The sequence below is a fragment of the Acinetobacter calcoaceticus genome (genome assembly GCF_900520355.1).
Classification (GTDB): domain Bacteria; phylum Pseudomonadota; class Gammaproteobacteria; order Pseudomonadales; family Moraxellaceae; genus Acinetobacter; species Acinetobacter calcoaceticus_C.
On sequence record NZ_LS999521.1, the window covers coordinates 2,550,025 to 2,571,619 of the forward strand.

Consider the following 21,595-nt stretch of genomic DNA (forward strand, 5'->3'; position numbering starts at 1 on the left):
TCCGAATAAGCAGGCTTAGGTCTGCTTATTTATATCAGAGAATAATATTTATATGGTCTTAAGAACTTTACAAAATTCAGAAATAGATCTTATTTGGCAGCATATTAGTCGCCGTGAATTAATCACTCAAATGTATATTCAAAATCACCAACACTTAGAATTGGTTGATTGTTTTTTTGATGTCCAACATTGGGATTCATATCATTTAGAAAATGACCCACCAAAATTAAAACAGCTCTATGAGCAAAGCGCGTTATTTATCGGTGCATTTGATGCTTCTGAAAAACTCGTTGGCGTGAGCGTGGTGTCGAATCAAATCATCTCTGATTATCCTCACGCTAAATTATTGCACTATTTCTATGTCGACGCAGACCAGCAAGGTAAAGGCATTGGTGCCAAACTTATGCAAGCTGCAAAAGAGTCCGCCAAACAACTCGGTGCAAAGCAACTATATATTTCAGCAACCCCAAGTCGGCGCACTGTAGATTTCTATATTAAACATGGAGCACAACCATTAAGCGCTCCAGATCAGCAACTTTGGCAACTCGAACCTGAAGATATCCATTTACTTTGCCCCCTTTAGTTTTACAGATTTAAAGAATTTTCGACAAAAAAACAGAAAATCAAAATTTATAAAAGAAAAAATGAGAAGTTAAGGCATCTAATAAAATAGATGGCTTGACTTAAATGACATCTGAATATTCAAAGGAAATATTTTTTAAGTAATTGTTTTATAAAATATATTATTATTTTAATTTTATAGATTAGTACATCTTAAGGCTGGAAGATCTGTTTGATTATCAACGTATTAACTTATCTTCATATGCATGAATAAAGAATATCAATAAAAGCAATTGTTTGTTTACCCCTTTTTTGCCTAAAATAAGCTATTCGAAATGAAACCATATTTTTTAGGTAGCTGTCGCCATGACCTTTGTTGTCACTGAAAATTGTATTAAATGTAAATACCAAGATTGCGTAGAAGTTTGTCCTGTAGACTGTTTTTACGAAGGTCCGAATTTCCTAGTGATTAATCCGGATGAATGTATTGACTGTGCATTATGTGAACCAGAGTGCCCGGCAAATGCAATTTTCTCTGAAGATGAGTTACCAGAAGGTCAGGAAGTGTTTATTGAATTAAATGCCGACCTTTCTCAAAAATGGCCTAACATTACTCAAATTGGTGATCAACCAGCTGACCGTGAAGAGTGGAACGGCAAACCTGACAAATTACAATATCTTGAAAAGTAATTTCAAAAAAAGATCAGCAACCGCTGATCTTTTTTATACCCTATTAAAACATTTCATTGCAAATTCCTCGTAATTTGTGCACTGTTTTGCATTAAAATAGCTCCAATATTTATAAATGCTTAATTTTCTTATGCGGAAGTTTTTGCAGAGTATGGTGCCCTTATGCATAATCCCAGCGGTTATGGTAGGTTGTGTCAGCTCTCCCCAACACACAACAACAGGCAAAACCTCTCCAAGTGGTAAACGAATTTTCATTCCACAAGAGCGCGTTATTATTGAGCGCCCGATTCCCCCTAAAGTTGAGCCTACATCTTATCGAAATTGGTTAAGTTCTGGTGAAAATTACGGACGTGTTCGTGAATACGAAAAATTCTTAACCAAAAACAATGTAGCAGGCATTGTGCCGAGTTTTGAACTATTACGTTCAGCACGAGATTGGCAAAAATGTGGCCGTTCAGAATATGCCGTACCAAATCGTGAACTTTGGGGAAATTCTTTATCGACCCTACGCGTATTTAAATATTTAGTTGCGTCAAAAGTTTTAACCGACTTTGAAGTAACCTCTGTTTACCGAGATTTACCTTTAAATGAATGTGCTGGTGGTGCGAGCTCTTCTAAACATTTATTTAACTCTGCAATTGATTTCCGTATTGGTCCTGAGTTCCCTCAAGCTCAAGATTATGCTTTTATCGAAAACACCAAGTTTAAACTCTGTCAATTTTGGGCACAGCATGGCCAAAGCTTAAATATGGGTATTGGTTTGTATAGCTCCGGACAAATTCATATCGATACTCAAGGCTATCGTACTTGGGGACCTGATTTAACTCGAAGCAGTTCGATGTGTAATTTCTAAATTAAAAAACTCCTTTCAATTGAAAGGAGTTTTTACTTAAGCCTATTACAAGCGTTTGGCTAAAGAGATAAGTTTTGAACGTGTTTTAAAGCCCTGCTTCTTATAAAAATCTTCAGAAATAGATTCTCTCAATGTATGTAGAACAATGGTTTCTATATTATTTTCTCTACACTTTTCTTCTATATACTTTAAAAGCTTAGAACCAATTCCTTTTCCCTGATATTGGGGATGAATAAAAAAATCATCTAGATAATAACGAACTCCTTGTATCGTTGGATGAATATGTCCCATCCCAACACCAATTAATTGGTTTTCACATTTTGCGCAAAATCCAAAAGAACATGAATATTGAAAATAACGCTCAAAATATTTTCTCACGGGTTCTAAATCATCAAACTGCTCATTCCATGGCTCATTACTAAAAGCTGAACAATAAACCTCAATGCCCTCTTCAAAATCTACACTTGTGAAAGCACACAATGTAATTCTCATTTATACATCCCTAACTACACATTGATAAAAATAAGCAAGAAATGAACCTTTTTATACTTATTTTTTTAATTTGGGTGGGCTGCTTAAAAAATTAATTTGCTCATTTCCCAATCAACCAAAATTTCTTGAAACGAAGATTTTTGCACTCTATGCATAAATGTTTAAAATACCCTTATCAACATATAGGTAAATTTGATTATGCAGCAGATGTGGACAGACATTGACGAATATATCGATTCACATTTAATTCCCGAAGACCCGCGACTCGAATATGCATTAAAGAATACCGATGAACACGGCTTCTCAAATCATCTTGCTGTGGCTCCTAACCAAGGAATGTTCTTGCAGATGCTTATTCAAATGAATAAATGCAAACGAGTTTTAGAAATTGGAACCTTTGCTGCATACAGTACAATTTGGTTAGGCCGTGCATTACCTGAAGATGGTTATTTACTGACCATAGAAGGCCGTGACACTCACGCAGAAATGGCACAAAAAAATATCGACCATGCGAATCTTCCTGTAAAAGTTGAGCTTAAAACTGGCCGTGCCGCAGATATTCTTTCTGCGATCGAACCTCAATCTATCGAGCCTTTTGATTTTATTTTCATTGATGCTGATAAACAGGGTTATCCGGAATATTTAGAATTGAGCCTGAAATTCTCCAGATCAGGTACGATTATTGTGCTTGATAATGTGATTCGCGCAGGTGATATTTTAAATCCAGATAATAAAAAACCAAGTATTGAAGGCATCCGTGAAATGTTTAAAGCTCTCGAAAATCACCCGCAAATATTGTCTTGTACAGCATTACAAACGGTTGGTTCAAAAGGTCATGATGGCTTCGCAATTGCAATTGTGAAATAACGGTTAAAAAATCGTCTTATTTATTTTTTTATTTATAATCAATAAATTACTTTTATTACTGTTGCTTTTCCATATAGTTATCCACAAGTTTTGCGGATAACTATATGGAAATCTTATTATTTAGCCACAAGCAATGGTACAGTCGCGTTTCGGAATATGGTTGTTGCAATACTTCCCAAGAAGAATTGATGAATCTTGCTATGACTAAATGCCCCAAGCACAATAATTTGAATACCATGTTCTTGTTGGTACTCTAAAATATTTTGTGCAACATCACCATAGCGATATACGGTCACAACATCAATGCCCGCTTGTTTAAGGTAATGCTCAGGTTCATTTAAAATTTCTGGATGATCGCCTACATAGACCAAATGACATTGTAGTGTTCGCAATAAATCACTTTGCGCAATGCGGCGCATCATTTTTTGGCAAGTTGGTGAATATTCATAAGCGAAGATAAATCGTGTTGGTATTTTAAAATTTTCACCAATAGTCAAAACAGTACAGTTGGCTCCACGAATAAAGTTTTCAACATTACTACCAATTGGTTTATGTTTTTCGGCAGCTCTTTCCCCGACTCGACCTAAAATTACAATGTCATTTTCATGTAAGAGATTAAAACTTTGCTCTAAAAAATCACCTTTTTCTTGAATTTTTGAACACGTAATATCGTGTTTTTCTTTAATAAGATCGGAAATATGACGGAGTAAATTATTGCTATAGTCTAAAGCGAGTTCACTTTGTTTTTGTTCCAGCTCAGCTAACTCTTTTAGCAGCATTGCATTGCTTTCAAAGCCGATTACTCCACTAATTTCACCTAAATGATAACTTGCAGGGTAATAGTCTAGAATTTGTAATAATACAAGTTCTCGTCCAGTTGCTTTAGCAACCCATGCTGCTGCATCGGCAATAGCATTAATACACGGTGATGAGTCAATACACGCAATAACACGGTTCATGTTAGCCTCTCTTCTTCAGGTCTATTGCCTTGGAGATTATTCTTAAAACTTAGCTTTAACTTAGCATAGATAAAAATTCGTATGTTAAGGTTTATGTATAAAAATCAACTTTTTTGTTTAAAGATCAAACATATTATTACATTCTTGAGACTGTATTACTCCCTTAAACGAATAAATTTTGCAGGGTTGCCACCTACAATATGGTACGGTTCCACATCTTTCGTCACCATACTATTCATGCCAACCACAGCATGCTGACCTATTTTAATACCATCTTTAATACCCACATGTGCACCCAACCAAACGTCCTGCTCAATTTCAATTCCTTTGGAAGTGACAGGTTGCTGGTAAAGTGGACGGTCTAACTGCATACCGTGATCAAACGCATATAAGTGACAATACGCAGCAATACGGACCTGATCATGCAACTTTATGCCGGCTCGTCCCCCGTCTAAAATACAGTGATGATTTATCGCGACCTCATTGCCAATTTCAAGGGGCCCATGCAAACTGCAATCTGCGGCAATAAAACAATTATCGCCAATAATAATTTTTCGTCCCGGTTCAGCAAAAATATGAGCTAAGGGTGAAATAAAACAGTTTTCCCCAATCTCAACTGTTTCCATGTCCATCAAATAAGCTTGATATTCTTTTTGCCATTCTTCAGCCCAAGCGCGATTTTTAGGTTTTAAAGTCCAATATAACCATGGCATGTAGTTTAAGCGGTGCTTATGTTGCTCTCGATATTTGAGTAAGGAATCAGTCATCAGTTAATTCTTCTTCAATTTTTAACTCTTCACGACCACGCGTTACATCTCTGAGTTTTAAGGCAAGTGGCTCAATTTGATGTATTTGTAGTCTTGCTTCGATGTCTACGCCCGTTGCAGTGTAGGCTTCCTGATATTCAATTTGTTGCTGAGTAAGCTCATATTGAAATATGGCCCACTCATTAAAATGGCAGGAAAAATAAATCGTTTTCTTTGCAATGAGTTCAATACGTTCAGCCAATAGTAAACATTGCCCAGCACAACCACCGTATGCTCTTACAAGGCCGCCCGTTCCTAGTTTTATTCCACCATACCAGCGGTTAACCATTACAATAATATTAGTCAGGTCATTCCCTTCAATGGTTGCCAAGATTGGACGTCCTGCTGTTCCTGAAGGTTCACCATCATCATTAAAGCGAACGTTATGGCCAATTTTCCATGCCCAGCATTGATGAGTTGTTGAGATATCTTTGTTTTGTTCTAAAAATTCTTTAACTTGCTGTTCGTTTTCTACTGGCGCAGCGATAGCCTGAAATCTACTTTTTTTAATTTCTTCTTCAAACGTAACGGGTAATGCAATCGTAAAAGCCATAAATTAAATAAAGCATAATAAAAATCAAATTATAACGTGAATTTAATAGAATCAAACCCATAAAAAAGCCCCGAATTTCGGGGCTTTTTTTATTATCTTTCTCGTAACGCTTCTTTGGCTTTATTAAATGGTTTAAGCAAGTAATCCAGTACCGTTTTTTGACCAGTACGAATATCTACCGTTGCTACCATACCCGGTGTAATACCGTATGCCTTACCTTGTTTATTATAAAGCTTGTCAGAATCTGTCCGGATATAAACACGATAATAGAATTGGTCTTGTTTAACCTCATCACGAATCGTGTCTGGTGAAATAACCGTTACCTTACCTTTTAAACCACCATAAATTGAGTAGTCATAAGCAGTAATCTTAACCAGCGCTTCTTGTCCCGGACGAATAAATGCAATATCACGCGGTAAAATACGCGCTTCAATCAGCAACTGCTCATCAATTGGAACAATGGTCATCAACTTACCATTTTGTGGAATAACACCACCATGGGTAGTTACCGCAATTTCTTTTACAACACCACGTACCGGCGCTTTAAAAATAGCACGATCTAAGCTGTCAGTACGCCCCAGTACGACTTGTTGCTGCGTTTCAATATCGGTATTGGCTTTCGATAACTCTTCACGAGCCTTAACGAAATATTGGTTCTGCACATCATTCATTTTATTTCTAAGGTCGTTTGCTTCACGACGTAAACGTAAAACTTCAACCTCACTGGCTGCACCTTTAGCAACCAACGGTTCGGTCATTGCCAATTCTTGTTGTACCAGTTGCAAAGCTTGTTTTAAGCCTGCAATGGTCTGTTCCAAATCTGCACGACGAGACCGATAGAGCGCTGTTTCTTCATGTACAAGTTTTGGTTCTTTCAGCACAATTTCAGGAAAAGCCAATGGTGTTCCATTTACTTCCGCCCGCAAACGTGAAGCTGTTGCCTGAGCAGAAATAAGCAAAGATCTTGATTCACCGACATTCGATGCAAAACGGGTTGGATCTAATTGTGCAAGAATTTCGCCTTTTTGAACAATATCGCCTTCTTGTACATTCAGCTTGGTTAAGATACCGCCTTCTAAAGACTGGATGACCTGCTCTTTAGATGATGGAACTACTTTACCGGTGCCGGTAGACACTTCTTCAAGTTTAAATACCCATGCCCAGATAAAGAAAATAACTAAACCAATCCCCACAATCCAGATCACTAAACTGGCACGGGGTAACGGTGGTTCACTATAAGAGACATTCATTGAACGGGTAAGTTCTTGTTCTTTTTGTGGTTCGCTCATGAATTACCCCCTTGGTTTACTTGTTTTTGCTGGGCTGTTGATTGGTTAAGGACCTGATCTCTTGGACCATCCATCACGATTTTGCCTTCGTTAACGACAATAATACGGTCCACTAGTTCTAAAACAGCTCGGCGGTGTGTCGCAACCACCAAGGTCCGATGTGCCAGCCATCCTTTTAAATGATCAATCAGTTGCTTCTCTGCCACATCATCAATGGATGCTGTCGGTTCATCGAGTAATAAAATATTAGGTTGACGAATCAATAAACGGGCCAATAACAATGCTTGTTTCTGGCCACCTGAGAAACCAACCCCACCTTCTAAAATCAGGTGATCTAGTCCTTCTTTTTTCTCTTGCACAAAAGGTAATGCACCTGTCACTACTAAAGCCCGAAGAATATCTTCATCAGTTGCAAGTGGTGCACCTAAAGTGAGGTTCTCACGAATCGTACCGTAGAAAAGTTGTGCATTCTGGTTGAGTAAACCCATATCACGACGTACATCAGATGGGTCAATTAAAGAAAGATCCAGACCATCTAAATGCACGGCACCTTGAGTTGGAACTTGCATTCCTGATAGAAGCTGAAGCAGGGTCGATTTACCTGCACCATTGCGCCCCAGAATTGCAATTTTTTCACCAGCACGAATTTTTAAATGACGGATTGCCAAACTTGGTTTCGGGTCTTCTTCTCCATATTGGAACAAGACATTTTTTAATTCATAGTCACCATTTAAAGCAGCCTTGTGTACCAGATGTGAATGGTCAGCCTGATCGATCGGACGTTGCATGAGTTCATCCAGACTTTGTTTAGCAACTTTCGCCTGCTGTAAACGTCCTAAAACACCCGTAATTTGTGCAATCGGCCCTAACATTCGTGAAGATAAAATTGAACAGGCCACTAAAGCACCCGTAGTCATTTCTCCTTCCATTACCGCAAAACATCCAACCAGAACCACAATCGCATAGGTCAGACCCTGAAGCATTTGAGTCCATGACATTAAGGTACCGACAATTTTACGCTGTCTCATCCCAATATCGGCTGAAACTTCGTTCATGTGGTTCCACTGGTTCTGGAAACGCGATTCGGCACGCAATAGCTTGATATCTTCAATACCCTGTACCGCTTCAACAAGAATGGCATTACGGATTGAAGATTCTCTCATACCTTCCTGTGCAAGTTGCGCTAGCTTTTTCTGCACCAGAATACCCGGCAAAATCATAAGCGGAACAACCAGCAACATCACCCAAAACAGCTTGCCGCCAATGATGGCAAAGATGATCAGGAACAGGAAAAAGAATGGAAAATCAGCAATTGCACTAATGGTGGTAGAGGTCACCAGCTCACGAACACCTTCGAGCTCACGAATCTGGGAAATAAAACTACCGGTAGACTTTGAACGGTCTTTATTCTTGATTCTTAAGGCATGACCAAATACACGGTCAGAAACCCGTAAGTCAGCACGTTTACCAATAATATCGGATAAATATACCCGTGATATACGTAAGGTAAACTCAAAAATAGCAGCAATGAGTACACCGCCCGCTAGAACCCATAAGGTTGGAATGGACTGTGATGGAACAACGCGGTCATAGACTTGCATTGAGAAAATAATGGTTGCCAGTGCCAAAATATTGGCAATGAGCGAGGCAAACATAATATCAACGTAACGCTTCCAGTCTCTTAGAACAATTGACCAGAACCAGCTTGCTTCATACGGTTTGATATATTCATCAATACGTGCATCGGGAATAGAAGTTTCAGGACGCAGAATATAGACATTCTTAATCGTATTTTTTAAGACATCTAGGCTTAAATTTTGAGAAAGGCCATGATCTCCACTCAACTGGATACTGACATTTCCTTGGGTGTCTGCTTTATCAATAACACCGACCTGTCCGTCATTAAACTCGACCATAACAGGTAAGCGCCACGGGTTCAGCACTTCTAAAGAAAACGGTACTTTACGTAAATTTAGTCCAACCTGACGGGTAATGAGCTGTAAAACATCATCAAGGTTTTGATTCTGGTTCCAGTCAAGTTGTAAACGGATTCTTTCTTCTGAAGGCTCAATTCGATAATGTTTAGCAATCGTTAAGACCGACTGTAACCAGGGCTGGTAGTTTATTTTTGTCATCATGGTTGTACTTCGAACCCCTGAATTGAAATATTATTTAAGTCATAAGCTTGGCGGGAACGTCCTGTTGCCGAAATGTACTGAATAATACTGTTATAGATGTCATAACGTGCTGATTCGAGTTCTGAATTGGCACTATGAATGGCCTGTTCTGCATTCAATAAATCGACCAATGAACGTGTACCCAGTTTGTATTGCTCTTGATAAAGTTCACGTGTACGAACGGTTGTTGCCTGACGATTAGTCAGCACCTGCATTTGACGTTGTTTATTTTCAATTTGCTCACGGCTGGTTCTAATCTGGTCGAGAACATCCATATAAACAGAATTCACTTTAGACTTTGCTGCTTCTTCGGCATAACTTGCCATTTTAACCTGAGAAGAAACTGCGCCACCTTGATAAAACTGACTGCTTGCTTCAAGCATGACTGAGCTATATAAGCCGTCATCTTTATCATTGTTTGGATTTCTGCCGTTAATGGCCTGACTTAAGGAACCTTTTACCGCCAAAGTCGGATACCGACTCAGTCTGGTCTGTTCCTTTTGTGCCTTGGCAACTTCAACACTTGCTTGTGCTGCAATCATTTTTGGGATGGTATTAAACTCAGGTTCACCATATAAATCGGACACTTTCACCAGATCATCTGAAATAATCCAGCCAGTTCGAGATACATCTGCACCCAGCAATGTTCTTAAATGTTGTTGGTACTGACGTAATAAAGATTGCTGAGCAATCAAACCAGACTGGGCAGCTTGCAAATAAGACTGGGCTTGAATTGGATCAGCTTGGCTACTAATACCTGCATTTGCACGTAAATTGGCAATGTCCTGAATTCGCTGAATACCTGCAATTTGCTGCTCGGCAATTTTATTTAATTGAAGATAGCGCTGAATATTGACAATTGATTGCGCAACATCAAGTGCAATATCATCAATGCTGACCAGCACATTGGCCTGTTCAACCTGAACCTTGGCTTGTTCAACATCTACGCCTGATTTAATTTTACCAAAATCATAGAGCATTTGAGTCGCATTTAGGGTTAATAACTGCCGACCACGCTCACCGCTACTCAAGTCACCTGTGGTAATACCACCTGAAAGCTGTGGATAATAACCTGCCTTGGCAAAATCAATACCCGCGTTTTGGCCAGCTAAAGTGGAAATGGCTTGAGAAATATCAGGGTTGCGCTGGATTGCGATTTTCACCGCTTCCTGCAAAGTCATTTTCCTTGATGGCAAATTTGAATAAGATGAAGCTGCTCTATCATTGAGTTGAACAGTAGGAAACTCCTTAACTCTAGATTGATCTAACTTAAAATTACTCAGCTCTTGCATCTTGGCAACTTTAAATTCATCACTACTTTTAGGGGCAAAAAGTTGTGATAAGTTGTCTTTTAGGGTGTGATATTGCTCACTGGGTTTAGCAGCATATATCACCATAGGTACATGCAATGAAGTTAAAAGCATCAACCCTTTCAGGAAAGCCGGCTTTTTACATGTCCTTGTTACTCTTCTCTGGTTATATCCAATCATGCTTGTCTTGTTGATCTTGTTTGTTATCGTTTAAAAGCTTTTACATTCTACATATTTTTTTGCATAAAGAAGCATAATTGCAGGAATAATTCACACATTATATTTTCATCAGGTGAATGAATTAATTTATTGTTTTTAATAGGTAAATATAAAAAAACTAAAAAGAGGCATTGACCTCTTTTTAGACAAATAGATTAACTATTTTATTTAAACTGTAAAATCGTCACCTAAGTAGACTTTACGGACTTGTTCATTATCCAGAATTTCTTGTGGTGTACCTTCTGCAATTACCGCCCCTTCACTCACAATATAGGCACGTTCACAAATTGCCAAAGTTTCACGTACGTTATGGTCAGTAATGAGTACACCGATACCACGATCTTTCAGAGTCTGGATAATATCTTTAATATCTCCAACCGAGATTGGATCAACGCCGGCAAATGGCTCATCAAGTAACATAAATTTAGGATCAGCAGCCAATGCACGTGCAATTTCAGCACGGCGGCGTTCACCACCAGACACACTCATCCCCAATGAATCTTTAATATGACTGATTTTAAAGTCATTTAATAATTCAGTAAGACGTTGTTGGCGCTGTTGCTTATTTAAGTCTTTGCGTGTTTCTAAAATGGACATAATATTTTCAGCAATGGTCAGCTTTCTAAAAATAGAAGCCTCTTGCGGAAGATATCCGATTCCTTTACGTGCCCGTTCATGCATTGCTAAATCGGACATATCAAGATCATCAAGGTGAATTTCACCTTTGTCCATACGCACTAGCCCTACAACCATATAGAAGCTTGTTGTTTTACCAGCACCGTTAGGACCAAGCAAACCAACAATCTGTCCACTTTGCATACTAAAAGATACGTCTTTGACGACCCAACGCTTACTATAGTTCTTTCCTAAGTGCTTAATACACAAAGTTTGGGGTTGTTGAAGAGCTTGCTGCATTAGTCACGCGCTCCTGGAAAGCTTTTTGAACTTGATGGTGGAATAATAATTTGAACACGATTTGTCGATGAGCCTTGAGCTTCAACATCACCTTTGTTCATACTATATTTCAATGAATTACCACGAATGCTTGAACCATCTTGATATAAATATGCACCACCATTTAATGTAATAATGCCTGTATCTGCATTATAAACAATGGTCTGTCCTTCACCACGTGCCACACCTTTATCAGCACTTATTTGTTGCTGAAATTTAGACGGTCTACCCTTGGCAGTAATGGTTTGAATTTCACGCTTAGAGTTTAGCGTAGCAACAATTGAATCGGCTTGAAGCTTCATCGTGCCTTGCTCAATCACGACATTGCCGGTGTAAGTCGTCAAACCAGTTTTTTCGTTATACGTTGCACGGTCTGCCACGAGTGAAATTTGTTGACTACGGTCAGACGGCAATGCAAAAGTCGAAGCTGATGATAAAGCAACGAATGTAATGACCGCAGCTTGTTTTAGGAAAGCTGAAGAACGTTTTAAATTAAGACTTTGGTGCATACTTTCCTCGAATATTAAAAAATTCGTACTGACCGTTATTCAAATTGGCTTTTAATCCTTTGCTGACAAAACTGCCCTGTGGAGACTGAACAATCACTTGATGATTCGTTTCAATTTCTCTGGTCTTTGGATATCCAGTTAACTCATCGGTCTGGAATTCAATTTTCCCCTGTTGAGCAAGTTTAGTTGCTACCACATCACCCGATAATATAACTTTACGGTTATCATCATAGCCATTTGCCTGTTTTGCAAAGAACGTCGCATCAACTTTGCCATCTTTATACATAGAAGCATTGAGTTGATCCAACTTTGATGTTTTTTGTTGCATATCCTGTTCAAGCTGACGAACTTCAGCACGAATATACAAATTGCCTTGATCATCAGTTTGAGTCAAATGGACGCCCTGCGCCGAATATGTCATATTCTTCGCCGAACCAATGTCTAGTTTTTTTGCTTTGCCACTATAGTAGTAATAACCACCACTTATAGCAGCAATAACTACAGCAACAATAGATAAAACTCTGGTATCCATGAGCAGGAATAGCCTACCTTTTTAAGTAATCTTATTATTAATGCGGTACTGCAAGATATTTTTCAAGAAGTTCTTGGTAAATGCCTTTTGCGATCAGTAACATATCACAGACTTCACGTACAGCACCACGCCCGCCCATTGACTGGGTAACTAAATGCGCACGGCGACGCACTTCTTCATGACCATTTGGCACCGTGACACTCATTCCTGCTATTGCAAAAGCAGATAAATCAGGCCAGTCATCGCCCATATACAAGCAATCGGCAGGCAAAATATTAAACTGTGCACAAGCTTCGCGTAATGCAGAGCCTTTGTCTTCACGGCCTTGAAAAACGAGATCTACACCTAAATCAGACATACGTTTTTCAACGATATTACTTTTTCGGCCTGTGATAATAATGATCTTCATGCCCGCTTGCTGTGCAAGTTTCATTCCTAAACCATCACGAATATCAAACGACTTAATCTCATCGCCACTATTCGTTAAAGTTACAAAGCCATCACTCAAAATACCATCAACATCCAGAACCAATGCCTGTAAATGACGTGCTTGTTCTAACAATGCATAAGATGCCATTGATTAATTTACCCCTGCCTGAATAAGGTCATGCATACTAATTACACCAATCACTTTATTTTGGTCATCCACCACAACAAATTGACTAATTTTTTTCAGGTTAAGCTGTTGTAGAGCTTCCACCGCACGTGCTTCTTGAGAAATAGTTGACGGTTTTTTTGTCATCACTTCAGAAACCGGTAAATTCACGTCGAAACCTTGCTGTCTATCAATTAAACGACGCAAGTCACCGTCGGTAAAAATACCCAGCAAATGTTCCTCATCATCAACAATCGTCGTCAAGCCTAAACGCTTATTAGAAATTTCGTAAAGCACTTGATTCATTGGCGTATTTGGTGAAACTTTTGGCAATTCATCGCCTGTATGCATCAGATGTTTTACATGTAAAAGTAAGCGCTTACCCAATGCTCCAGCAGGATGCGAGCGAGCAAAATCATCTGCGGTAAAACCACGAGCTTCAAGTAAAGCAACAGCCAGCGCATCACCCAATACTAACGTCGCTGTCGTGCTCGATGTCGGAGCTAACCCTAATGGGCACGCTTCGTCAGACTCACCTAAAGTTAAAGCAATGTCGGCATTTTGAGGCATTGGCCCTTTATCAGTACGGCTAATGGTAATAAGAGGTACACCAAGATGTTTGATGAGTGGCATTAACATCATGATTTCATCACTTTTTCCAGAATTGGAAATCGCAATTAATACGTCGCCACGAACCAGCATTCCCAAATCGCCATGCCCAGCTTCGCCCGGATGCATAAAGAAAGATGGTGTGCCAGTTGAAGCAAAAGTCGCAGCCATTTTACGGCCAATATGCCCTGACTTCCCCATGCCAGTAATCACAACACGGCCTTTACACTGTAACAATATTTCACAAGCCTGATTAAAACTGTCATTAATTTGTGTTGCTAACACGTCTATTGCTTGCTGCTCAATACGCAATGTTGCTAATGCGCTGCTTTGAAAATCTGTAGGGTTGGGCATACGAGTTTGACTCAAAATAATTGATCTGATCTCTTGTGAAGATCGGTGATTTTAATCAAAAGATTTGGGGGCATTCTAACATAACTCAATCATATACACGTTTTTAAATGTATAAGATTTCACAAGCTTATAAAATTCTTGCATAAAACTTTGTGAAAAATGATGCATCAGTTATGATGTAACACTGTTTTTGTTGAGTGTTTGAAAACCCTTATGCAACCGTTTGTTTTATATAACTCTGAGCAACGAAAAAAAGTTGAATTTGTACCTCGCAAAGAAGGTCACATCGATATGTACGTCTGCGGAATGACCGTTTACGATTACTGTCATATCGGGCATGCTCGAGTTATGGTTGCATTTGACTACATTATACGTTTCTTACGTAGTCAAGGCTGGAGTGTTCGTTATATTCGTAACATTACCGACATTGACGACAAAATCATTAAGCGTGCGAATGAAAATGGTGAAACCATTCAGCAGCTCACCACTCGTTTCATTGATGCAATGAATGAAGATGCAGCAAATTTAGGCTGTGCTGCACCCGATGAAGCACCTAAAGCGACTGAATATATTAATCAGATGCAAAATATGATTGGCAATCTGGTCAATAAAGGTTCTGCTTACCCTGCTGCAAATGGTGATGTTTATTTTGAAGTCACCAAATTTGAAAAATATGGTCGCCTCTCTGGACGCAAGCTTGATGATATGCAAGCAGGCGCAAGTGACCGTGTTGATGTAGAAGTTGAAAAGAAACATCCGTTTGACTTTGTACTTTGGAAACATGCCAAAGAAAATGAACCTTCATGGGCGTCACCTTGGGGCAATGGTCGTCCGGGTTGGCACATTGAATGTTCAGCAATGTCAACTTGCTGCTTAGGCAACCACTTTGATATTCATGGTGGTGGTTCAGATTTAATGTTCCCTCACCATGAAAATGAAATTGCGCAAAGTGAGGCGTCAACTGGTGAACAATATGTAAACTACTGGATGCATGTTGGCTTCATTAACGTTGATGGTGAAAAGATGTCTAAGTCTTTAGGCAACTTCTTTACGATTCGTGACGTGATGGAGAAGTTCCACCCTGAAGTGATCCGCTACTTTATTGTGTCTTCACACTATCGTAGTCCTGTGAATTTCTCTGATGTGGCACTCAAAGAAGCAAAAACTTCTTTAACTCGCTTCTATCATTCATTTAAAGCTTATCAACAAGTGTACGGCCAAACGACAATTGAAACGCTTGATCAAAGTTTTATTGAGCGTTTTAACAATGCGATGTGTGATGACTTCAACACTGCCGAAGCAATGGCTGTATTGTTTGAACTCAACAAAGAATTGAACCGTGCTGTAAAAGAAGAGCAAGCTGACCAAGCGACTGTGCTTTATTCAACGTTACGTCACCTCACCAACATTTTAGGTTTGGTACAACACAATGTAGATGATTTCTTAAAATCAGATATTGGACAAGAAGCGCTTACTTTGTCTGATGCTGAAATTGAAGATTTTATTCAACAACGTGTTGATGCAAAAAAAGCAAAAGACTTTGCGAAAGCAGATGGTATTCGCCAGTCGTTGCTCGACCAAGGTGTTGTATTAGAAGACACTCGCCAAGGGACAGTTTGGCGTCGTGCTGATTAAATGTTCAATTAAATCACAAGAGTGTTGACACTTTAGTGAAACACTCTATAATGTGCTCACATTGCGGGAATAGCTCAGTTGGTAGAGCATAACCTTGCCAAGGTTGGGGTCGCGAGTTCGAGTCTCGTTTCCCGCTCCAAGATTTAAAAACCACTTAATTCGAAAGGATTAGGTGGTTTTTTTATTGTCTATTGGTCAATTCAAAATTCGCATTAAAAAACGCTTTATATTTCCATTGCAGTACCATGAAATTTGGAGTGTTATTATGCAAAAGCCGGTTAAGCGCGGGGACGCGTGGCGCATCACTGTCCGTTATTTAGGCAAACGTTATGCAGCTACTCGAGATACTGCGAGTGAGTGTGAACAATGGGCCGCTAAAAAATTATTAGAATTACAATCTTAACAGGCTAATCCTGAGTCTGAAAAAATCCATATCTCCTTCTATGCCCTTTTTGAACAGTACTATCAAGAAGAAGGCAGAAAAATGAAGAGTGCTCGCTTAATTGTTCAAATGCTTAAATACCTAAAGAAAAAAGAATAATGAAAATATAATTAATATTTTATGATTAAACCCATCATTAAGTTTTTATTGATATTGAAATTAAAAATTAGCTTAAAAGTATATTATCGCAAAGTCTCCCCCATTGAGGAGACTTTCTAAGTATTAAATGAATTAAGGATGAATTTTTTTCAATCCATCTTCTACAGCAAATTTAGCTTCCTCCCACTGTAAACGTGAACTGCCTTTAACTTGTTCCCATTTAGTTTTCAATTTAGATTCAACCTCGGAAAAATTAATTTCTGCATTATTAGGTACACGATTTTCATAACCTAAACGATAAGCCGCCCGATAATCACGATCATATTCTAGATTCTTGTTTTCAGTATAATATGGCATTTTTTTATAGTTTTCTCGCCAATAATTATCTTCTTCTTGCCAGTAATTACTATCATCTTTTTGATTATTTGTTTGAGCTATATCATTACCTGCTATTCCCCCTACCACACCCCCAATAATCCCCCCAACAACAGCACCTGGAGGACCCCCAACAACACCGAATGCAGCCCCTATAGCCGCTCCTCCCAAGGTTCCTGCACTTACAGCTGCCAAATTTTCTCCCCCTTCATTCATATCAGGTATATGATTGTTATTGGTCGGTGGTGAGTTTAAATCTGGACGAGCATTATCATTTGTGGATGAAGTATCTTGTATTGGTTTGCTATTTAATACATTACTATTGGAAGATGGCTCTTTTTGAATCGTATGATTACCATCTGAAATTGATTGTTTTGTATTTACCATTTTCTTACTCCCTATATTTTAAAATCTAGTGTCTTTTAAAAGAGCTAGAACATAAAAAGGATTTTTGGAATATGCTGAACAATTATTAGTATAATTTACGTTTCGGTTAGTTGTGTTTTATAAGTGTCCAAATTAAGTGAGGAGATGTTATTAATTAATAAAAAGTATTTCTCATTTATAAAAATTCTTGTCCAGAGAGTCTTCACAATTACATCATGCTTCATTTCACAATCGTTATATTTCGCTAGAGTAAACATTGCCGATAACATTCCAGCTTTACCCTGACCGACAAGAAATTATGATTTTATTTATAAACAATTTAAAAAGCCTAGTTAATTAATACTAGGCTTTTTAAATGTATTTTAAAAAAATAATAATTGTATATTACTTCATCTTTTTAAATATATCTTCAGCTGCTTTTAGGTGTTTCGCAACAGCATCACGTGTTTGTAGGAGCATATTTTTTAATTCAGAACTTTTCGTGTTTGGTATTAACTGCTTATCAATTATCGTCAAAACTTTACGGTGAACTTTAACTTGACTCATCATGTAATTTTTATCAGTATCTGATGTTATTTGATTAAGCTTACTAACAATTTTATCACTATCATTTTGCAATGATTTACTAAGATTACTGGTTTGTGAAATCAACTGTAACCGACTTGCCAACGCTTGTGCATTTTTTTCATTGGCTGAATGTTCTTTAATCATCATTTCAGCATATTTCTTAGCTTCATCCATTTTTAGTTTTGGCAATGCAGTTTTTGCCTGCTTAATTTCACCATTATTAGCTGTACTTAATATCTTGAAAATTTGACTATCAGTCAAATTTTCATGGTTTTCATTTAATATTTTAGAGTGATTCTTCCCATCATTTATAGTTTGTTGATTCGCTGCCATAATCTCAAATGCACTGAAACTTAAAACACCACTAATTGCGATACAGCTAATAATTTTCTTCGTTAAAATAGCTTTCATACCAATATCCTTTAACTTAATTCATGAGTATTTCCACTTATGGGTAGCTTTTTCACATTTCCATTCTATATCCCTACTTGTAAATTCAAGGTTGGGTTTATTTATTCATTATTTCAATTAACCATACTTATACCGCTCGTTGAATATTCTTCGCAAAGGGTAAATAGCTTATTTAAAGTAGATGATATAAATTTAATAATGAATCATGCATCTGTATCCAATCTTATTAATGTAAATATAAAATATATATAATTTTAAAAAACATTAACTTAAAAACAATTTTTATTTTTTATTTTTACGAAAATAACAATAAAGCTCGTTATATTAACTTATAGATACTAAAGCTAAAATTAAATATATTTAAAGAAAATTTAAACCAATTTAACTTATTCGCACATCTATAAAAAAGCGTTCTCCTAAAGACTTTAATTCACACACTGCACACAAACAGTGACATGCACTTTTGTAGATATCGTATGAGCTGTGCATCCTGAAAGTAGAATACACAGCGAAATCAGAACCTTCATAGTGAAACGCGGTTAGCGATCCAACCATAAAAGAATTGCTCTTGGGTAGGATTCCTTTCACAGATTTCTATGTAACGCTGGCCCTGCATGATATTAAGTACTCGCACTAATACTTTCTCTCCTTCTTTACCGCGCTTAGCCAGTGTTAGTGAAAAGGCTTACTATCCTTAATTCCATCTACTCTCATGCTGAGTTATCTACTCCTCCATTTATTATTGACTCTCCACGACAACAAGATATTGATTCTGATAATTATCATAATATGCTTAATATTTTAATTAGTAATACACCTGACGATGTACAGTTAATTATTGCGGCAGTGCAAAATAACTTTATTGACAGCATTAAAGGAAACTTTGAAGAAATTAACCTTGAATCAACACCTTTAACTGCAGAAGAGTATGAACTTGCCAATTTCTTAATCTTACATAGTTAAATAATTTGACCTTAACTTATACACAACAAAAAGCCCTCTGAAATTCCGAGGGCTTTTTATAACTAAGAGGTAAGTAAGAATCAAAAACCTATTTTCCAAACCCCAGCTAGCTATTCCCCACTACCCCCTCAAATATCATTAGCCAATTCTTTTGCTAAACATTGTTCATGCCAAGTGGTTTGAAAATTTTCGACAGCTTTTGATTTAATGAGAGGGTCTTCAAATAATTTTGAAGAATATGCAGATTTGATAAGCTCTTGATAAATTTGTTTGGCTTGTTGCTCTTCAAGATGATTGGCTATGTCGTGTAACTCTTTAGCTGGCACCTCATGTTGTCTAGCATCCATCACGCCACTTGCTGCTTTTTTAACAGTTTCACAGTAATGAAGTTGCATTGCTTCTGACGCTGCATAACATGGAATAGAAATTGCGCTGATAAAGAGGAATATAAATCTCATAGTCTCACCTTAATTTGACGCGCAAGGTTAACAACTAATCTTCCAAAATTTAAGTTAAGAAAGGTTACTTTTTCTTTTCTCCGCTTTTACACTTGCAAAAAAATAAGACGGCGCGATTAATTTCATTTCACCTTTTGCACTTGAGTATCAGAAGCATTAAGCACTTTTCCATCTGCTCTGACTGGCGCCATGAATGGAATTTGCTGACCTGTGTTTTTATCAATTAACAGCGAATGACGCTCACCATTTTCAAATAGGTTATGTTCACCCCATTGCCTTAGAGCCACAACAACTGGAAACAAACTCTCCCCTTTAGCGGTCAATACATATTCTTGATAGACCGTACCATCCGAAGCATCTTGCATTTCAAGCACGCCTGCATCAACCAGCTTTTTCAGTCGATCAGAAAGAATATTTCGCGCAACTCCCAGACTTCGCTGGAAGTCTCCAAAACGGCGCATTCCATCAAAAGCATCACGCACAATAAGCAGTGACCACCGATCTCCGATGAAATTAACACAGCGTGCAACAGGACAAGGCTCATCTTTTAAAGATGTAGAGTTCGCCATTAAATTTCCTTATGGGTGATTAGGAACAAGATACCTAGTTGCATTTTAAAACTAGTAGACTTAACATTCAACTAGTTTCATTTTAAAACCAATTTAGAATTATGAAGTCTTCTCACACCTCCGCATTGCCGGCAAGACAGAACAATGCAAAAGTTATAGAGATGTCTCAGAGCTTGATATTGCTGTTTGCTATTGCAAGTGGTGCAAGCGTAGCAAATGTCTATTATGCCCAGCCTTTGCTCGACATATTGGCTAGGGACTTTAACATTAGTCATTCCGCCATCGGTGGTGTAGTTACAGCCACTCAAATTGGTTGTGCGCTGGCGCTAATCTTTCTAGTGCCGTTGGGTGATCTTGTAAATCGGCGTCGTTTAATGGCTATTCAACTCGTAGCATTGATATCTGCATTGCTAGTAGTTGCTTTTGCTCATTCTACGGTTGTTCTTTTGGCAGGAATGCTTGCCGTAGGTTTACTCGGCACAGCCATGACACAAGGGCTTATTGCTTATGCTGCGAGTGCTGCTGCTCCGCATGAGCAAGGACATGTAGTTGGCACTGCACAAAGTGGTGTATTCATTGGCTTACTACTTGCCCGAGTGTTTTCAGGAGGAATTAGCGATGTAGCGGGTTGGCGTGGCGTTTACTTTTGTGCAGCTGTAATCATGCTGGTAATTGCTTTACCACTTTGGAAACATCTCCCTCGTTTAAAAGTTCAGCCCGTTTCAATGCACTATTCGCAGCTTCTGGCTTCTATGTTAAAACTACTGTGCCAAGAAAAAGTGCTACAAGTCCGCGGTGTCTTAGCTTTACTCATGTTCGCGGCATTCAATATTTTTTGGAGTGCACTAGTATTACCGTTGAGTAAGCCACCTTATAGTTTTTCACATACGATTATCGGGTCTTTTGGTCTTGTTGGAGTTGTTGGCGCTCTGGCCGCCGCCCGTGCTGGAAAATGGGCCGACCGCGGATATGCTCAGCGTACAAGCTTGGCGGCACTCGTTATATTATTAATCGCTTGGGGGCCACTTTCACTCATGGCGTACTCACTCTGGGCTCTGGTAATTGGCATCGTATTATTAGACTTGGGCGGACAAGCTCTTCATGTGACCAATCAGAGCATGATTTTTCGTACTCGTCCCGAAGCTCATAGCCGGCTTGTTGGGCTATACATGCTATTTTATTCAATCGGCAGTGGACTAGGTGCTATCAGTACAACAGCTACCTACGCCTATGCAGGATGGCTTGGTGTGTGTGCTCTCGGTGCAGGTGTTAGCCTGTTGGCGCTATTATTTTGGTGGAGAACGCTACACGTCTTAAGTCACTCTTCATGAAATCTCCTCTGACAAACTAAATGTTGATA

General features: G+C 38.5%; 24 protein-coding genes, 1 tRNA gene and 1 pseudogene. 9 read left to right on the forward strand and 17 right to left on the reverse strand.

Features of this window, described 5'->3' with window-relative positions:
* The first annotated feature begins 52 nt into the window (after nucleotides 1-52).
* The 3 genes from AC2117_RS12200 (at nucleotide 53) to AC2117_RS12210 (ending at nucleotide 2,104) form a co-directional block, all read left to right on the forward strand.
* Nucleotides 53-583, forward strand: coding sequence for a GNAT family N-acetyltransferase (locus tag AC2117_RS12200; protein ID WP_133974409.1), 531 nt, complete (start codon nucleotides 53-55; stop codon nucleotides 581-583).
* A gap of 344 nt (nucleotides 584-927) precedes the next feature.
* The gene (gene fdxA, locus AC2117_RS12205; protein WP_003650851.1) at nucleotides 928-1,251 is read left to right on the forward strand and encodes a ferredoxin FdxA; all 324 of its coding nucleotides are present in this window, start codon (nucleotides 928-930) and stop codon (nucleotides 1,249-1,251) included.
* A gap of 130 nt (nucleotides 1,252-1,381) precedes the next feature.
* Entirely contained in the window at nucleotides 1,382-2,104 is a 723-nt protein-coding gene (locus AC2117_RS12210) for a D-Ala-D-Ala carboxypeptidase family metallohydrolase (protein ID WP_197730915.1), read from the forward strand.
* Between the two features lie 45 nt (nucleotides 2,105-2,149).
* On the opposite strand, the gene AC2117_RS12215 is transcribed toward AC2117_RS12210, so the two are convergent.
* Nucleotides 2,150-2,596, reverse strand: a complete 447-nt coding sequence (locus AC2117_RS12215) for a GNAT family N-acetyltransferase (RefSeq protein ID WP_133974411.1) — start codon at nucleotides 2,594-2,596, stop codon at nucleotides 2,150-2,152.
* Between the two features lie 198 nt (nucleotides 2,597-2,794).
* On the opposite strand from AC2117_RS12215, the gene AC2117_RS12220 reads away from it, so the two are divergent.
* On the forward strand, nucleotides 2,795-3,463 hold the full coding sequence (locus AC2117_RS12220; RefSeq protein WP_133974413.1) for an O-methyltransferase: 669 nt from the start codon (nucleotides 2,795-2,797) through the stop codon (nucleotides 3,461-3,463).
* 116 nt (nucleotides 3,464-3,579) lie between these two features.
* Here the strand turns inward: AC2117_RS12220 and AC2117_RS12225 are convergent, their stop codons facing one another.
* The 11 genes from AC2117_RS12225 to AC2117_RS12275 form a co-directional block, all read right to left on the reverse strand.
* The gene (locus AC2117_RS12225; protein WP_042897294.1) at nucleotides 3,580-4,422 is read right to left on the reverse strand and encodes a universal stress protein; all 843 of its coding nucleotides are present in this window, start codon (nucleotides 4,420-4,422) and stop codon (nucleotides 3,580-3,582) included.
* Between the two features lie 155 nt (nucleotides 4,423-4,577).
* Nucleotides 4,578-5,189 (reverse strand): DapH/DapD/GlmU-related protein, encoded by a 612-nt coding sequence (locus tag AC2117_RS12230; RefSeq protein ID WP_133974415.1) that lies wholly within the window; start codon nucleotides 5,187-5,189, stop codon nucleotides 4,578-4,580.
* Complete coding sequence (locus AC2117_RS12235; protein ID WP_133974417.1) at nucleotides 5,182-5,781, reverse strand: IMPACT family protein; 600 nt, start codon at nucleotides 5,779-5,781, stop codon at nucleotides 5,182-5,184. The genes AC2117_RS12230 and AC2117_RS12235 overlap by 8 nt, the downstream gene beginning before the upstream one ends.
* Before the next feature lie 92 nt (nucleotides 5,782-5,873).
* The gene (locus AC2117_RS12240) at nucleotides 5,874-7,070 is read right to left on the reverse strand and encodes an HlyD family type I secretion periplasmic adaptor subunit (RefSeq protein ID WP_133974419.1); all 1,197 of its coding nucleotides are present in this window, start codon (nucleotides 7,068-7,070) and stop codon (nucleotides 5,874-5,876) included.
* Nucleotides 7,067-9,208 carry a type I secretion system permease/ATPase gene (locus tag AC2117_RS12245; RefSeq protein ID WP_133974421.1) on the reverse strand — a complete coding sequence of 714 codons (2,142 nt, stop codon included), beginning with the start codon at nucleotides 9,206-9,208 and terminating at the stop codon, nucleotides 7,067-7,069. Before AC2117_RS12245 ends, AC2117_RS12240 begins: the two co-directional genes overlap by 4 nt.
* Nucleotides 9,205-10,671, reverse strand: a complete 1,467-nt coding sequence (locus AC2117_RS12250) for a TolC family outer membrane protein (RefSeq protein WP_042897995.1) — start codon at nucleotides 10,669-10,671, stop codon at nucleotides 9,205-9,207. The genes AC2117_RS12245 and AC2117_RS12250 overlap by 4 nt, the downstream gene beginning before the upstream one ends.
* A 273-nt stretch (nucleotides 10,672-10,944) precedes the next feature.
* The gene (lptB, locus tag AC2117_RS12255; RefSeq protein WP_003650837.1) at nucleotides 10,945-11,691 is read right to left on the reverse strand and encodes an LPS export ABC transporter ATP-binding protein; all 747 of its coding nucleotides are present in this window, start codon (nucleotides 11,689-11,691) and stop codon (nucleotides 10,945-10,947) included.
* On the reverse strand, nucleotides 11,691-12,239 hold the full coding sequence (lptA, locus tag AC2117_RS12260) for a lipopolysaccharide transport periplasmic protein LptA (protein ID WP_042897994.1): 549 nt from the start codon (nucleotides 12,237-12,239) through the stop codon (nucleotides 11,691-11,693). Before lptA ends, lptB begins: the two co-directional genes overlap by 1 nt.
* Nucleotides 12,223-12,771 (reverse strand): LPS export ABC transporter periplasmic protein LptC, encoded by a 549-nt coding sequence (gene lptC / locus AC2117_RS12265; RefSeq protein ID WP_133974423.1) that lies wholly within the window; start codon nucleotides 12,769-12,771, stop codon nucleotides 12,223-12,225. Before lptC ends, lptA begins: the two co-directional genes overlap by 17 nt.
* Nucleotides 12,772-12,808: 37 nt before the next feature.
* The gene (locus AC2117_RS12270; RefSeq protein WP_004642182.1) at nucleotides 12,809-13,348 is read right to left on the reverse strand and encodes a KdsC family phosphatase; all 540 of its coding nucleotides are present in this window, start codon (nucleotides 13,346-13,348) and stop codon (nucleotides 12,809-12,811) included.
* Nucleotides 13,349-13,351: 3 nt separating this feature from the next.
* A complete protein-coding gene (locus AC2117_RS12275) occupies nucleotides 13,352-14,329 on the reverse strand; it encodes a KpsF/GutQ family sugar-phosphate isomerase (protein WP_133974425.1) in 978 nt (325 codons plus the stop codon).
* 213 nt (nucleotides 14,330-14,542) lie between these two features.
* Here AC2117_RS12275 and cysS point away from each other — a divergent pair, with 213 nt between their 5' ends.
* The 3 genes from cysS to AC2117_RS12290 all read left to right on the forward strand — a co-directional run bounded on the left by cysS (nucleotide 14,543) and on the right by AC2117_RS12290 (nucleotide 16,367).
* A complete protein-coding gene (gene cysS, locus AC2117_RS12280; protein ID WP_133974427.1) occupies nucleotides 14,543-15,964 on the forward strand; it encodes a cysteine--tRNA ligase in 1,422 nt (473 codons plus the stop codon).
* Nucleotides 15,965-16,027: 63 nt separating this feature from the next.
* Nucleotides 16,028-16,103 (forward strand) — tRNA-Gly (locus AC2117_RS12285).
* A gap of 126 nt (nucleotides 16,104-16,229) precedes the next feature.
* Nucleotides 16,230-16,367 carry an integrase gene (locus AC2117_RS12290; protein WP_133976351.1) on the forward strand — a complete coding sequence of 46 codons (138 nt, stop codon included), beginning with the start codon at nucleotides 16,230-16,232 and terminating at the stop codon, nucleotides 16,365-16,367.
* Nucleotides 16,368-16,637: 270 nt separating this feature from the next.
* Here AC2117_RS12290 and AC2117_RS12295 read toward each other — a convergent pair whose 3' ends face one another.
* From AC2117_RS12295 to AC2117_RS12305, 3 genes and pseudogenes are all read right to left on the reverse strand, one after another.
* Nucleotides 16,638-17,267, reverse strand: a complete 630-nt coding sequence (locus tag AC2117_RS12295) for a hypothetical protein (protein ID WP_133974430.1) — start codon at nucleotides 17,265-17,267, stop codon at nucleotides 16,638-16,640.
* Nucleotides 17,268-17,651: 384 nt separating this feature from the next.
* Entirely contained in the window at nucleotides 17,652-18,245 is a 594-nt protein-coding gene (locus AC2117_RS12300; RefSeq protein ID WP_133974432.1) for a DUF4142 domain-containing protein, read from the reverse strand.
* 523 nt (nucleotides 18,246-18,768) lie between these two features.
* Nucleotides 18,769-18,915 (reverse strand): annotated as a pseudogene (locus AC2117_RS12305) (putative peptidoglycan-binding domain-containing protein); the annotation flags it as partial.
* A gap of 119 nt (nucleotides 18,916-19,034) precedes the next feature.
* On the opposite strand from AC2117_RS12305, the gene AC2117_RS19085 reads away from it, so the two are divergent.
* Nucleotides 19,035-19,208, forward strand: coding sequence for a hypothetical protein (locus tag AC2117_RS19085; RefSeq protein ID WP_227549200.1), 174 nt, complete (start codon nucleotides 19,035-19,037; stop codon nucleotides 19,206-19,208).
* A 128-nt stretch (nucleotides 19,209-19,336) separates the two neighbouring features.
* On the opposite strand, the gene AC2117_RS12315 is transcribed toward AC2117_RS19085, so the two are convergent.
* A complete protein-coding gene (locus tag AC2117_RS12315) occupies nucleotides 19,337-19,666 on the reverse strand; it encodes a hypothetical protein (RefSeq protein ID WP_171459068.1) in 330 nt (109 codons plus the stop codon).
* A gap of 122 nt (nucleotides 19,667-19,788) precedes the next feature.
* Complete coding sequence (locus AC2117_RS12320) at nucleotides 19,789-20,235, reverse strand: winged helix-turn-helix transcriptional regulator (RefSeq protein ID WP_133974434.1); 447 nt, start codon at nucleotides 20,233-20,235, stop codon at nucleotides 19,789-19,791.
* A gap of 161 nt (nucleotides 20,236-20,396) precedes the next feature.
* On the opposite strand from AC2117_RS12320, the gene AC2117_RS12325 reads away from it, so the two are divergent.
* Nucleotides 20,397-21,566 (forward strand): MFS transporter, encoded by a 1,170-nt coding sequence (locus AC2117_RS12325; protein WP_413773093.1) that lies wholly within the window; start codon nucleotides 20,397-20,399, stop codon nucleotides 21,564-21,566.
* The last annotated feature ends 29 nt before the right edge of the window (nucleotides 21,567-21,595 follow it).